Here is a 14,517-nt window from a genome sequence, read left to right on the forward strand (position 1 = left end):
GTTAATATTATGATAAAGTCACAATAAGCATACCAAAAAGAAAATCCCGTCCAATTAATTTTGAACGGGATTTTTGATATTTAAAAAAGTTATTTCTCTTTTAGTCTTGTACTTGGAACACAATAGGAATAGAGAATGGCATTACCACTGCTTTTCCTCTTTGCTTACCTGGTTTCATTTTAGGTAATTGACCTATAACACGTTTAGCTTCTTTTTCTAGACCTGGGTGTGGTCCACGTGCTACAATACTTGTAACATTACCAGCTTTATCTACCTTAAACTGTACAAAGATTCTTTTTCTACCTGGAGGTAAACCTAAATCACTTGCTAATTCGGTGTTAAATTTCTTATTAATGAACTTGTTTACCTTTTCATTCATGCAATCTTTCTTTGCGGCATTTCCTTTTTTGTTTTCACACCCAGGAAATACAGCCACATTTTCAATTACATGAAAAGGTACCTCAATATCTTCTTCTACTTCTTCTACCTCTACTTCTTCTACTTCAACAATTTCTGTATCCATTTCAGTTTCGGTAGATTCAATTACTGTCTCCTCTACTTCTTCTTCATCCTCTACAACTTCAATAATTTCTGGAGCAGCAGGTGGTGGAGGTGGTGGAGGTGGTGGAGTAATAATCTGTTCTGTGATTGGTATTTCTTCTTCTAAATCATCATCTAAGTTAAGCGTATCTGCAACAATATCGCTCTTATCATACGTTTTGTAATTGATTGCCATGTAGGTGATACCCAGCATTAAGGCAAGTCCAACAGCAAAATAGAGAGAGCTGTTACGGCTTACATCAGATTTTGGATTCTTTTTAGGTTCCATAGTACTTTCTTTTATAGTGTTGCTAATTTAACTAAATAATAGCTAAAAAAGCAAAACTTCAGTTTATTTTAACTTAATTATATTTAATCTAGCTGCAATTAATGTGCCAATGATAACACCTAAACAGTTTGCCATTAAATCAAAATTATCATATGTTCTGTTTGGGTTGAGCTGATGCTGAATGAGTTCTAACAATATTCCAAATAAAATTAAACCGATTAATACAACTGTTAAGGTGTACTTTTTTTTGATGGGTTTAAAATAGGATATCCATAAAAACGCTAATCCAAAATAGGCGAAAAAATGATAAATTTTATCATCGAAAGACGACCCAAGACTTGGCACTCCGCTTAGGTTGATTAAGCTCGCAATAACCAGAGCTACGGTATAAATTACCGTTACTGGCAATAGCAATTTTTTAACCACTTATAATGGCTTTATAATCGTCTGCTGAAAGGAGGTTGTCTATTTGGGATTCGTCAGAGAATTTCAATTTAATCATCCAACCATCTCCGTAAGGGTCTGTATTTACCTTCTCTGGCTCATCTTCTAAGCTTTCGTTAAACTCAACAATCTCTCCAGAAAGTGGTAAGAACAAATCTGAAACCGTCTTTACAGCTTCAACAGTACCAAACACCTCTTCAATCTCAAGCGTTTCATCTAAGGTATCTACTTCTACATAAACGATGTCCCCTAATTCTCCCTGCGCAAAATCAGTAATGCCAACGGTTGCAATATCGCCTTCTATCTTAATCCATTCGTGGTCTTTGGTGTACTTTAATTCTGATGGTATGTTCATTCTTTAGTGTTGTAATATATTAATGAAACAAATGTAATTTTTTAATTTCTTGTTTTCAAAATTAACGTGGAAAATTAATTTCCGAAGTTATAACGCAATGTAATTCCTGATCGTAATGAGGTCTGTGGAAATGATGTAGAAATTGCAAAGTCAGAAAAGGTGTAATCGAAATAGAAAATGGCCGTTAAATTTTTGCTGAAGGCATAGTCTGCCGTGTACTTTAGTCCCCAAATGGTCTGACCTGCCGTAACTTGATTGTTCTCTAAATCCAAATACCTTATGATGGTTTTATTATCTCTTACGGATATATCAGCACGCATGTTTAAGTCACTTTTTACAATTTGTTTTGCACCAGCAAGCGCAGAGCGAATCCTTAAATCTTTTATACGATAACCCAAGCCTAGGGTGTATTCTTTGCCTTGTATTTCTGTCATTAAATTATTATCGAAACTCAATGACAATAATCTATCGGTTTTAACCTCTGCCAAAACTTTGATGGAATTTTTCATCTCAAACTCAAGACGAATCAAAGGACTGAATTGCTCTTCTAGGTTAATATTACTATATAAGGTTTGATTTTTAAAATTACCCGATTGATCTAATGCATCGTCTGGTTGGTCACCATACGCTTCGCCTCTATCTCCAGCAACAAAATCTAAATTGGTTCTAAACTGATTAATTGTATAGCGTGAACGATAACCATGCTGAATTGAAAAACGTCTAAAGGTTTTCTTAAACCATGGAATTTTCATTAAACCAGTATATTTCAATGTCCAGTTAGGAATTGGTACATCTCTAAATGCGCTGGTACTTACTTTCTCTGGATTGGCACCTTGGTAAGCCGATAAGAACGCTGGTAAAAGTACGCGTTGACTATTTTTACCGAATCCTAACGGATAACCTTCTGCATCTGTTGCGAAGGTATTTGTTCCATAAAATTCTCTAGCCAAACGATTAGCAATAATTAGACGGTTGGCTCTAAAATCGTCAAAAGCAGCGGATTGGTTTTCATCACTTGTACTAAACGCGGTTTTTATTAGTGCGGTTGAAATATTAAAGTTACCAAATGAGTTGGTAATTAAATCTTCATATTCATCACTAAGGCCATCATTATCATTATCTAGCCCTCTAAAATTCTCAGTTATGTTCTCAGCATAGGTTCTGTTACCAATTAAGTCTATTTTTAAGTCTCTCATCGGTTCAACATTTACAGAATAATCTAATGTTTTATTGGTCACTTCTGTGTATTGCTGATTAAATTCTGGGAATGTAGTTAGCCAACCTTCTCTGGCTACTAAACTTCTAATATCTCTTTGGCTTCCAAATGTGTAACCCCAAGTTGGTCGCAGTGTACCTATAAAACCAGGTGTTGGTAAATAACCTGGTAAGAATGTACCATTGTTTTCAGTATAACCAAACTGAATACGTTTTACCATAGTTACAACATCTATCAAAGTATTATATGCTTTTTTTCCTGCGCTTAATTTATTTGGATCATTTGCTTGACTATTATTAGCATTAGGATCTGGTGTTGCTGTACGTGTTCTTGGAGTGGCAGTTCTTGTTCTTCCTCTATTTCTCTGGTTACCTTTTCTCTCTAAGCCAATGGATTTATATAGGGTCTCCATATTAAGCGTAGAATTGATGTTATGGGTATTAGAATTCTGAATGGAATGTCCCAAGTTAAATGAATCAAAAGTTCCGGGATTATCTGGATCTTCTAGTAGTAGTCCCTCATTTAGATCCGAGCCTTTTTGCCACTGAAAAGTACCATTGTAGGCATAAGTAGCTCGTAAAAAACTTAGAGCTGGTATTTTATAAAGCGGCACTTCATAATTAACTTGTAGCTGCTGTGTTTGAAAATTCGGATCTCCAAAATCGAAGAAGCCATCCCAAACATTTAACTCTGGGTCTTGTCTTCCGTTGATGCGATCATCAATAAAGTAATTACGAACAATATTACTGTTTGCAGCCGTAAAGTTTAAACTTAATGCATCCGTAAGATTATAGTTAATGACATATTGAAAATCGAAAGTGTAGTTTCTTCTAAACAATTCTTCGATACCTATATTATCTCCACCTAACTCAACTTCCCTAAATTTCTGTTTGCTAAATTGTCTATTAATATCTGTATTGACCGAAAAACTTGATGGCAATAAATTGAGGTTAAAATCTTTTAAGATCTTCCAGTATTTGCCTGTAAATAATGAATCATTCTTTTTAAAAGGTTCTATTCTTAAAGGATTAAAAGCATAATTGTAGTTGACACCTGCCCTCACATTCTGATCTAATGAATTCTCAATCTCAAAATCGCGATGTTCTACTTTATTGTATGAATAGTTGAGCGTTAAATTTTCAATATCATAAAATCGTTTTTCCTTATCAGTAGTTCTTTGTTTTCTTACACCTATAAAGTTGATACTTTTTCTTTTGGTATAATTCTCGTTTACCTTAAGAATGGAATCTTGGTTGGTTGTATTATCCAACTGTGTTTGCAATTCAATATCGCGATAAAACTCATCATACTGAGGTGTAATAATTTCTTCGCTTTGCGCATAGTTAAATGGAATCTGTAAACCCCATTCTTTTGGCAACAACTGGCCTAACTGTACATTAGTTACAACATCATATTGTTTTACATCTTCTCGGCTTCGCTCATTAGGTGACTGTTCGATACCTCCAAATCCGATAGTACTGCGTCGTCCTGTTGCACTTACATTTGCAAAGTCAGCAATATTAGAATCCATACTCACTACAGCTGCCCAACCGCCTTCATTATCTAACTCCGACATGCGCAACTCATTAAACCAAACCTCTCCACAAGAATTCATTCCGGTATTACCTGAGTTTTTAACACCAACCATTAACACTCTTACATCACCAAAATTAGGGTTACCTTTTATAGCGACACGTTGTTGACCCGTAGGTAATGGTGAAAATTCAGCAACTGGTGTTTCGTTTAATTGCCCATCGACCACATCATAAAACGTAGGATCTTCATTAGATAAGGATTGGTCGAAGATACCTTTGGATTTTATTTGCTGAAGGATTTCTAATGGAATATTTATTTCATTAACAGAAGGCCAGACACGTTCTTCAATTGGTAAATTACCATCAACCAAATCCGTTGGTAAAAGCGGCACTTCAATTTGATAGAAATTTTGAGTAAAATCATTACCCATTCTAATAAAGGCAATCATCTCTCCTTCGTCTAGAGTTTGCCCTTCTTGTGCTTCAGCATGCAAAAACATACGCAAGTTTTTATACTGACGCATATCTACATTGATATTCTTAAAGACACCTCGAGAATCTTCTGGTTCTAACTCACAAGCCTGTAATACTAAGGATTGCTCGTTTTGCCTTATAATATTATTGTTATTATTTAATTCTTCACGTCTTACGCCAGGTGGAATAACATAATCCCCATCATTTTCTTGTACACCAACTATGGCAACATTAAATTCTGCATCGGCACTATTGTTTGTTGGGTCGTTATCTAAGTCTAAGGTATAACGTCTCCAATCACTTCTTACCAAATCTAAAGTAGCAAATCGCAAGACCGTGTTTTCTTGAAATTCTCTCAGGTATAAACGTGCAAAACGCACAGATCTAATATCAGTAATACCTCCTATAGCATCGGTAGGTTCATTTATCGGTAATCTAAATTGATACCATGATACTTCCCGTTCGTCTCCGTTAGGCAAGGTTACAGTTCTCAACTTAACATCATTAATTTGTGGATTGTTGATATTAAGATTCGTTGGGTTCATATCAACTTCATATTGAAAATAACTATCAATGGTATTCATTGTGTTATCTCTATTAATATCCTCTACGTCTGGTTGTGTTGTAGAACCTCTGTTGGTATCCGTAAATACATCTGGCGTGTTACCTTCCTGTCCATTATATTGCTTATAACGCTCAAAAATATTTCCATCTGTATTTAAGTAATAGGTATAGTTATCTCTTGCAGGATCTTCACCAAAATTATTGGCCCCATAAATTTCAGTTAACATTTGGCTTTCTTCTACATCATCGTAGCCATCATAACCCACATCTTGATTGGCACGCTCTTGCCCAGTTGTCGCAAATGTGTATATTAAGGATTGACTTTGAGGTACAACATAGGGTGCTTCTGGTTGTAGTGGATCTGGTTGTAAAAATTCGATATTTCCGTCTTCCGGAAGTCCATTTTCAAACTGTTTCTTACCATCTTTTAAGATATCTTCGGAAATATTTCCAAGGTTCACATACAGTTTTCCTCCAGAACTTGTTGGGTTATCCAAAAATGGATCTTGTACCCAAAATTCAATATACTCTACATTGGCTTGTTCAAAATCAGTAGATGTAATCTGTCTTGTAATACCTGCCCAACTTTGGTTAGGGTTCAAAGTATCATCGGTTGCATTAGGATCAAAATTATATGGCCCACGTTCTGTAGGATAGTATGCTAAATCTAAAGTATTTATTACCGATGTTTGCCCTTGTACTATATCTACTTCCGGGAAAATCTCTTCTATAAATACACGTCTGGTATATAGATTAGAGACATCATCATCTGTGATACCACCTGGTCTTTGGTTACTGTAAAAAATAGGGTCAATGGTGTACCAGTTTAAAAATGCTCTACCATAACCATTTTGTATCCCATTGTCGTCATTACCTGGTATGGTTGCTGGTAATTCTTTAGGACGACTCGACAAAAACCAAGATAGAGGGCTTAATAAATCGATAGAACCTTGTGTCCCTTCAAAGTCGTCAATATAAGCTGTGGCTTCACCATTGAAATCCGTTCCGTTTGGTGCACCTGGTAATAAATAAGCAAACTCACCTCTAACAGAAAGGTTAGATGGCACATCCGTATCTATATTTGGAAGCTTATTAACCATTCTGGTTAAAAATGGTACTTCAGTAGAGTAATTACCATTGAAACCAAATATAGTGTTGTTAATGGGTTCAGAATTAAAATTAGCCTTTTGTGTAATTGGTCGTTCGTTAAGGTTTAGAATTGTTGCACCAAGAACAAAGTTTTCGTTAAATTGATGCTCTAAATTAACACCTGTAAAACGTCTGGTTTGCTGTCCGAACACTGCATTATTTTCAACAGAAACGTTAATTGGTGTGTTAGATGCTTTTAAGGCTTCATCTAAAATCTCTACACGTCCTAATTGGTAATTTACTGTATAGTCAATACCTTCTACAAGTAGTCGTCCGCCTGCTGTAACCCTTACCGAGCCTCTTGGCACATTAAATGCACCAATAGGAATACCTCCATCACCACCACTACTTTTAAAGCGTCCTTTGATTTGGAATTTATTCTTCTCAGCTTCGTCTAAAGCTTGTGTTTTTGTGGATTTATAGAGTAAATCGTAAACATACTTTTCTTGATTCTCATTAGCGTAAGTATCTTGCTCGTAGTCCGTATCGTTGTTATTTGGGTTGCCATCATCATCTAACACATCAAATAAATAGCGACCGAAAGGCTCAGCCTTAGTAAAAACAATTTTACCATTTTGTGGTATTACCGTTAAACCTGGCACATAATCAAAGAACCCATCACCACGTTCTTGTGGGTCATTATTAAAATTGAGTCGATCTAAATGAAAAATACGAAGTAAAGGGGTTTCATTGATTTCCGTATCATCTCCCGTAAATGGTGTGTTATTATCAAAAGGAGGAAAGGTTGTGCCTTCAACAGGTCTAATATAATTGACAGGAGACGCTTCTGTATAAAAAATATTCAGTCTAAAATCTTCTGGACTTAACTGAAACGCACCAGTGTCGTAGATATTTTTCATCATTAAATCCCAGATTGGCTGCTCAACAGAAGTCACAGCACTCTTTAGCATTTTTAAAACCAAACTCTGGTTATTAATTATTTGATTGCCATTATTGCCATCGCTTACTTCCGTAGCATCTACACCATCATTGGCAAATTCACCCACCTGAAATACTTCGCCACCACGCGTATACTGAAAGGCAACAGCTAAGACCTCATCATTAAGCAAACGTTGATTTAAAGAGATGTATCCTAACTCTGAGTTCAAAACATAATCTTGACCTTCTCTAAGTTTTCTTGCAGCTTCAAGCTTTCCATAATCAAATCCTTCGTCAACAGGCACTTGAACTCCAGCTTCAACATTTGTTATGTCTCTCACTGATTCTGTTAACAATGAACCAGGACCTCCAATATTCGTTGGGTCAAAATCATTGTTCTCATTATCTGGTAGAGCTCCAGGATTATTTACAAAACCCGCTGGTAAAGGCTCTAACCCAATATTTTCAGCTTCGGATTCACCTAAATCCTGAAAAGCAACCACATTTCTAACATTATCTGTTTGGTTATTCCTATTGGTTACCCAAACCTCTACCCTTGTAATCTGAAGTCCTTGATTGTCAATAAATGGGTATTGCAATAAAGCATTATCGTAATTATCCCTAAAATAATGTGACAAGAAATAGTGTCTGTTCTCATCATAATCTCTTGCGAAAAATTCGAACTCTTCTAATGTCCCTCCTCCTTGAGCAGTCACTGATCTCGATTGAGATTGCTGCTCAGAAAAAACAGCTGTAACTCGTGTTTTACCAAACTGAAGTTCGGTTTTAACACCAAACAGGCTTTGTGCTCCAGTTATCAACGAACTGTTTAAAGGCATATTGACGTTACCGACTTCTATTTTGCGGACAATGTCATCTTCTGTTGGAGTATATTCTAACTTTACTAGTTGTTGAAAGTCAAACGTAGCTTCAGTATCATAATTTGCGGTTACCTGTAAACGTGTACCGACTTTACCTAGTAAACTTATTCCTATTCTCTGGTCAAAATCAAACGTGAAATTAGTTCTATTTCTCGGTGAAAATGCCGGGTTATCTTGTTTTGAGAACAACACACCTAAGTCTACCTCTGCATAACCGCTAGGAACAATATTTATCGTATTACCACCAAAAATAGTTTCAAATAAACCTGAATTAACGTAAAACTCTGGCAATAAATTCTTTTGATCTTCTTCCGATCCTTCTTTTTGACCAGCAGCAGCATCTGCCATTCGCTTATAGTATTCTTTCAATCTTTCTTGAAGTACCAATCTCTGGAATTCCTCTGGTGTAAGAATCAAAGGGTAATTAATATTGAAACTGCCTATTTTCTCAGTATAGATGTATCGGTCTAAAATAGGATCGTAGGTGTATTTGGATTCAATACTACTGGGATTTGGCATCTTAAGTTTCCCTAATGCAAATGTGGTTTTGGTAGAATCTTGTTCAGTGCCCTCTTCTTGGGCGAAGGCTAATGCACTCATTAGCATCATAAGCACTAACGAAAGGCAAAAACGTATTGATTTTAATTGAGTATAGTTAGTTTTATTCAATTGCATTATAAGTTTTTAAGAGCATCTTTAATAATTTGCTCTACTTGGGCGTCTGGTTGGGACTTTAAAATTCTATCAACTACTTTTTCAGACTGTTTTTTATTAAATCCTAAAACGTCTAAAGCAGATAACGCTTCATCTTTATTCGTATTGTTTGGTATTAGAGAAAGTTCATCAATGCCATAGACTTTTAACACTTTGTCCTTTAGGTCAATAATAACACGCTGTGCCGTTTTCGCACCTATACCCTTAACACTCTGTATTAATGCCACATCCTCACCAGCAATACCTTCCTTTACCTGGTCTGGAGTTAGAGATGATAACATAGTACGGGCAGTATTTGCGCCTATGCCACTAACAGAAATCAGTAATTTGAAAATTTCTCGCTCGGTTTTAGACGAAAACCCATAAAGACTATGTGAATCTTCCCTAACCTGTAAATAAGTATATAATCTTAAATGTTCCCTATCTGGAATTTGAGAAAAGGTATGAAGTGATATATTAATAAAATACCCTACACCATTGCAATCTATCACAACATCTGTAGGATTTTTTTCAACAAGTTTGCCCTCTAAGTGCGTAATCATAAATTTAGCTATCTCCTTAGATCAACACTAATCAAAACTTACCAAAATGCATAAAATGACATTTTTGTTTTGCCATAAAAACTTGATAAATCCGTGTCATAGGTTAAAGTCCCAAATGTAATAAAATTATTTACATTATTAGGGCAAGGCCTAGACTAAGAATGTGCTTCCCTTTGCAACTTTTTTTCGCGCTCTTGTGCATCAACTACAGCAATAGCCACCATATTTACAATTTCGTCTACACTGGCACCAAGTTGCAGTATATGTACTGGTTTGCCCATACCAATCATAATTGGCCCTATGGACTCAGCTTTGTTCAACTCTTTTAATAGTTTATAGGTAATATTGGCCGAATCTAAATTTGGAAAAATAAGTGTGTTTACTTTTCGACCTGCCAATCTGGAAAATGGAAAAATATCCTGAAGCATTTTAGAGTTTAGGGCAAAATCCATTTGCACCTCACCATCAACTACCATGTTTGGATATGTTTTATGGAGATAATCAACTGCTTCTCTCACTTTTTTAGCATCTGGATTATCCGAAGATCCAAAATTAGAATAAGAGGTCATTGCTATAATTGGCTCTATACCCAACATTTTTGCTACTCTTGAGGTCATGTAAGCAATTTTCGCCAAATCTTCTGCACTTGGATCAATGTTTATTGCCGTGTCACTTAAAAACATTGGTCCTCGCTGGGTCATCATAATATTGGTTGTTGCCACCCTTGTGACTCCCTTTGCTTTTCCAATCAATTCTAGCATAGGCTTTAACACCTTTGGATAACTAGCAGAATATCCTGAAATTAAAGCATCTGCATCACCTTCATTGACCATCATAGCAGCAAAGTAATTACGCTCTCGCATTATCTTTTGAGCAGAATACTTGGTCACGCCTTTACGCTTTTTCTGCATCCAATAGGCCTCTGCATATTTATTTTTTCGTTCTAGCTCTTCATCAGATTTAGGGTCAATAATTTCAACTTCAGCCTCAAATTCTATCTCTTTCATTAAAGACGAAATCGTATCTTTTCTTCCTAAAAGTATTGGAATGGCTATACCTTCATCATGTGCTATCTGTGCAGCTTTAAGCACATCTAACTGATCTGCCTCAGCAAAGACAACCCGTTTTGGATTGGTACGTGCTCTGCTTAACAACAATCTAACCAACTTGTTATCAGAACCTAGGCGCTCTAAAAGGGCATCCTTATATTTACTCCAATCCTCTATAGGCTCTTTTGCCACTCCACTTTCCATAGCTGCTTTAGCTACTGCTGGAGGCACCTCTGCAATTAACCTAGGGTCGAATGGTTTTGGAATAATATAATCTCGCCCAAAAGTCAATCGGGTTTCATTATAGGCTAAGTTAACTTGTTCTGGCACCGGCTCTTTTGCTAGTCTAGACAACGCTTTTACCGCGGCCATTTTCATGGCTTCATTGATTTTAGTAGCTCTAACATCTAAAGCTCCTCTAAAAATAAAAGGAAAGCCAAGCACATTATTTACCTGATTAGGGTGATCACTACGACCAGTGGCCATAATAATATCATCTCTTGTATCTATGGCTAACTGATAACTTATCTCTGGATTTGGATTCGCCATAGCAAATACAATAGGATTCTTTGCCATAGACTTTAGCATTGCTGGAGTTACAATATCTGCCATAGAGAGACCAATAAACACATCAGCATTTTTCATGGCTTCATCTAAAGTATCTATTTTTCTGTCTGTAGCGAATTCAGCTTTTTGGGAGGTGATGTTATCTCGATCTTTTCGTATAACTCCCTTACTATCTAACATTACGATATTTTCCCCTTTAGCACCACATGATTGATATAAGCGCGTACAGGATATAGCGGCTGCACCAGCTCCGCTCACCACAATTTTTACATCTTCAATATTTTTTTCAGCAAGTTCAAGAGCATTCAACAAGGCTGCTGCAGAGATAATGGCAGTTCCATGTTGATCATCGTGCATTACAGGGATATCCAATTCTTCCTTAAGGCGACGTTCAATCTCAAAGGCTTCAGGAGCTTTAATATCTTCAAGATTAATACCACCAAAAGTTGGAGCAATGTTTTTTACGGTTTCAATGAATTCATCAACATTTTCGGTATTTACCTCAATGTCGAACACATCTATATCAGCAAATATTTTAAAGAGTAACCCTTTTCCTTCCATAACAGGTTTGGAAGCTTCTGGCCCAATGTTTCCCAATCCTAAAACTGCAGTACCATTAGAAATTACAGCAACTAAATTTCCTTTAGCGGTGTATTTATAGACATTGTTAACGTCCTTTTCTATTTCTAAGCAAGGTTCAGCCACACCTGGTGAATATGCTAGTGACAAGTCGCGTTGGGTGGCATACTTCTTAGTGGGTACAACTTTAATTTTTCCTGGTGTAGGTTTTGCATGATATACCAAGGCTTCTATACGCTTGCTTTGCTTGCTCATATTCAAATTGGATTAAGCCACAAAGATACATAATGAAAGTTGGTCTGAAAATTCAATAGTTTCAAAAATTCTACGTTAATTAGTACTGTGCTAACCAAGATTTCAATGAAAAACCTCCTTTTACTAACACTTCTTTTTTTCATTACCAAGACTTTAGCACAATCCCAGAAAAAACTAATTCTTATCAATGACACTACAGAAGAAGTTGTACCATTTGCAAATATTCTTTTTAGCAAAGTAGATTATAAAGGGACGTCTTCAGACATTGACGGTGCCTTTTATGTACCAAAAACTGTTGAAAGTATAACTATAAGTTATGTTGGCTTTGAAACAAAAACATTGAGGATAAGCGATATTTCTTCTCAAATTATACGATTGAAACCTAAAGCTAGTGCCTTAGATGAAGTAGTTATAGATGGTGAAAACCCTGCACATCGCATTATTAGGAAAGTCGTTGCCAATAAGACACTAAACAATCCTGAAAATTTAAATTCATTTACTTATGAGTCTTATGACAAAATCATCATAACATTAGGTAAGCCAAAAGAAGGAACAAAAGCAAAAAGTGATACCATACGAGAAAAAATAGATAGTATCATGAAAGGCTCTCACTTTTTTATCACCGAAACCTTAGCCAAGCATAAATATTTAAAACCTCGTTTCTCTGAGGACAGTGTCATTGCCACTAGATCTTCAGGGTTTAAAAACCCAAGGTTTGCTATGTTGGCAAATAGCTTTCAGCCGTTTTCTTTTTATAATGAGCACATCGAATTGTTTGAAACCAACTATTTAAATCCCATTTCTAAAGGCAGTACGCGTAAATATAAATTCAGACTAAAACAAGAGTATATTCAAGGAACAGATACCGTTTTTGTAATTTCCTTTGAGCCTAAGGCCAATCGTAATTTTGAAGGCTTAAAAGGTTTACTTACCATCAACTCTAATAAATATGCTGTACAGAGTGTGGATGCTACAACGTTTAATTCTGGTAAGCTCGATGTTACTATTCAGCAAAAATACAAGCATGTTGATGATAAACATTGGTTCCCTGAACAGTTGAATTTTGAAATTAACGTAGGCGAAGGTTTTGGAAGTGTTTCTTATATTGGAAAAAGTTACCTCTCTAAAATTAAACCCAATGCTTCTCTTAATAAAAAGGATTTTCCATTTGTATCCGTAACGTTGCCTGAGAATGCAGGTTTAAAAGATGAAACATTTTGGAAACTAAACCGAAGAGATACACTAAACACCAATGAAAAGCGCACCTATGTGTTTATAGATAGCATTAGTGAAAAGATTAAGCTCGACAAGATGTTTGATTTACTTCCTAGTTTAATGAAGGGTCGGTATCCTTTAAAATATGTAGATATTGATATTACTAAATTTTTTATAGCTAACAAATATGAAGGTTATAGGCCAGGGTTAGGACTTTACACCAATGACGACATCTTTAAAAATGTATCAATTGGTGGTTACGCTGGCTATGGTCTAAAAGACGATGCTTGGAAGTATGGTGGAGAGCTGTTGATTGATGTTCCTGGCAAAAAAGAGATTTCCTTTAGTTTAAAGTATATGAACGATCTCAAGGAAGTAGGAACCTTGTCCGATAATAGGTTTAACGAAGTTCTATCCTTTCGTGATTTCTTAGCTAGCCAAATGGATGGTATTGAGTCTTATAGCATAACGACCGATATGAAACTTTTTAGAAATCTAAATTGGACACTTGGTTTTAAAACCACAGATGTTACTCCGCTTTATGAGTATATGTTTTTAAACAATGGTAATCCAGTAACAAATTATACTAACTCTGAATTAAATATCGGTATTGGTTATCATGCAAAAGAGCAATTGGTCAACAGTTTTGGAGTCATTGGGAGAATGCCCAGTGATGCACCAATACTCAATTTTTTATATTCTCGTGGACTTGGAGGCACCTTAGATGGTGATTTTAGCTATAACAAATTTAGATTTACATTAGACCATAGTTTTATTACGAAAGGCTTAGGTAAAACAACCTATCGTCTAGATTTAGGCTATTTAGACAAATCACTTCCTTATGGTTTAATGTTCACTGGCGAAGGAGCTTTTGAGAGAGATCTTCGATTTGTGGTCAGAAATTATTTTCAGACCGTAACACCTTATGAGTTTTTATCAGATAAATACGCACACCTGTTTACAACACATAATTTTGGGCGCTTATTCAACAACAAAGGTTATCTACAACCAGACATTATATTGCACAATAATTTTGGAATTGGAAGTTTATCAAATCCAGAACATCATCAACTCATCGGTTTCTCAACTAAAGAAGAACTTTTTTTAGAAACCGGATTGGAATTACAAAACCTTATAAAATTACCATTATTTGATCTTGGCTATATGGGAATTGGTGTTGGTGGCTTTTACCGCTATGGGTTTCATAACTTAGACAAGTTTGATAATAATTTTGCTTTTAAATATTCGATGGGATTTAGTTTTAAGTAAG

7 protein-coding genes are annotated in these 14,517 nt (G+C 35.8%); 1 reads left to right on the forward strand and 6 read right to left on the reverse strand.

Going from position 1 to position 14,517, the window contains the following annotated elements; genetic code table 11:
- Positions 1–100: 100 nt before the first annotated feature.
- The 6 genes from SIB89_RS07480 to SIB89_RS07505 all read right to left on the reverse strand — a co-directional run bounded on the left by SIB89_RS07480 (position 101) and on the right by SIB89_RS07505 (position 12,032).
- A complete protein-coding gene (locus SIB89_RS07480; RefSeq protein WP_155088680.1) occupies positions 101–829 on the reverse strand; it encodes an energy transducer TonB in 729 nt (242 codons plus the stop codon).
- A gap of 63 nt (positions 830–892) precedes the next feature.
- The gene (locus SIB89_RS07485) at positions 893–1,255 is read right to left on the reverse strand and encodes a VanZ family protein (protein WP_412561749.1); all 363 of its coding nucleotides are present in this window, start codon (positions 1,253–1,255) and stop codon (positions 893–895) included.
- Positions 1,248–1,628, reverse strand: coding sequence for a glycine cleavage system protein GcvH (gene gcvH, locus SIB89_RS07490; RefSeq protein ID WP_155088683.1), 381 nt, complete (start codon positions 1,626–1,628; stop codon positions 1,248–1,250). The genes SIB89_RS07485 and gcvH overlap by 8 nt, the downstream gene beginning before the upstream one ends.
- Positions 1,629–1,702: 74 nt before the next feature.
- Positions 1,703–9,001 carry a cell surface protein SprA gene (gene sprA, locus SIB89_RS07495; protein WP_412561750.1) on the reverse strand — a complete coding sequence of 2,433 codons (7,299 nt, stop codon included), beginning with the start codon at positions 8,999–9,001 and terminating at the stop codon, positions 1,703–1,705.
- The gene (ruvA, locus tag SIB89_RS07500; RefSeq protein ID WP_155088687.1) at positions 9,001–9,582 is read right to left on the reverse strand and encodes a Holliday junction branch migration protein RuvA; all 582 of its coding nucleotides are present in this window, start codon (positions 9,580–9,582) and stop codon (positions 9,001–9,003) included. Before ruvA ends, sprA begins: the two co-directional genes overlap by 1 nt.
- Positions 9,583–9,737: 155 nt before the next feature.
- Positions 9,738–12,032, reverse strand: a complete 2,295-nt coding sequence (locus tag SIB89_RS07505) for an NADP-dependent malic enzyme (RefSeq protein ID WP_412561751.1) — start codon at positions 12,030–12,032, stop codon at positions 9,738–9,740.
- Positions 12,033–12,137: 105 nt separating this feature from the next.
- Between SIB89_RS07505 and SIB89_RS07510 the strand changes: the two genes are divergently transcribed.
- On the forward strand, positions 12,138–14,516 hold the full coding sequence (locus SIB89_RS07510) for a DUF5686 family protein (RefSeq protein WP_412561752.1): 2,379 nt from the start codon (positions 12,138–12,140) through the stop codon (positions 14,514–14,516).
- The last annotated feature ends 1 nt before the right edge of the window (position 14,517 follow it).

Source organism: Winogradskyella sp. MIT101101, assembly GCF_047126865.1.
Classification (GTDB): domain Bacteria; phylum Bacteroidota; class Bacteroidia; order Flavobacteriales; family Flavobacteriaceae; genus Winogradskyella; species Winogradskyella ouciana.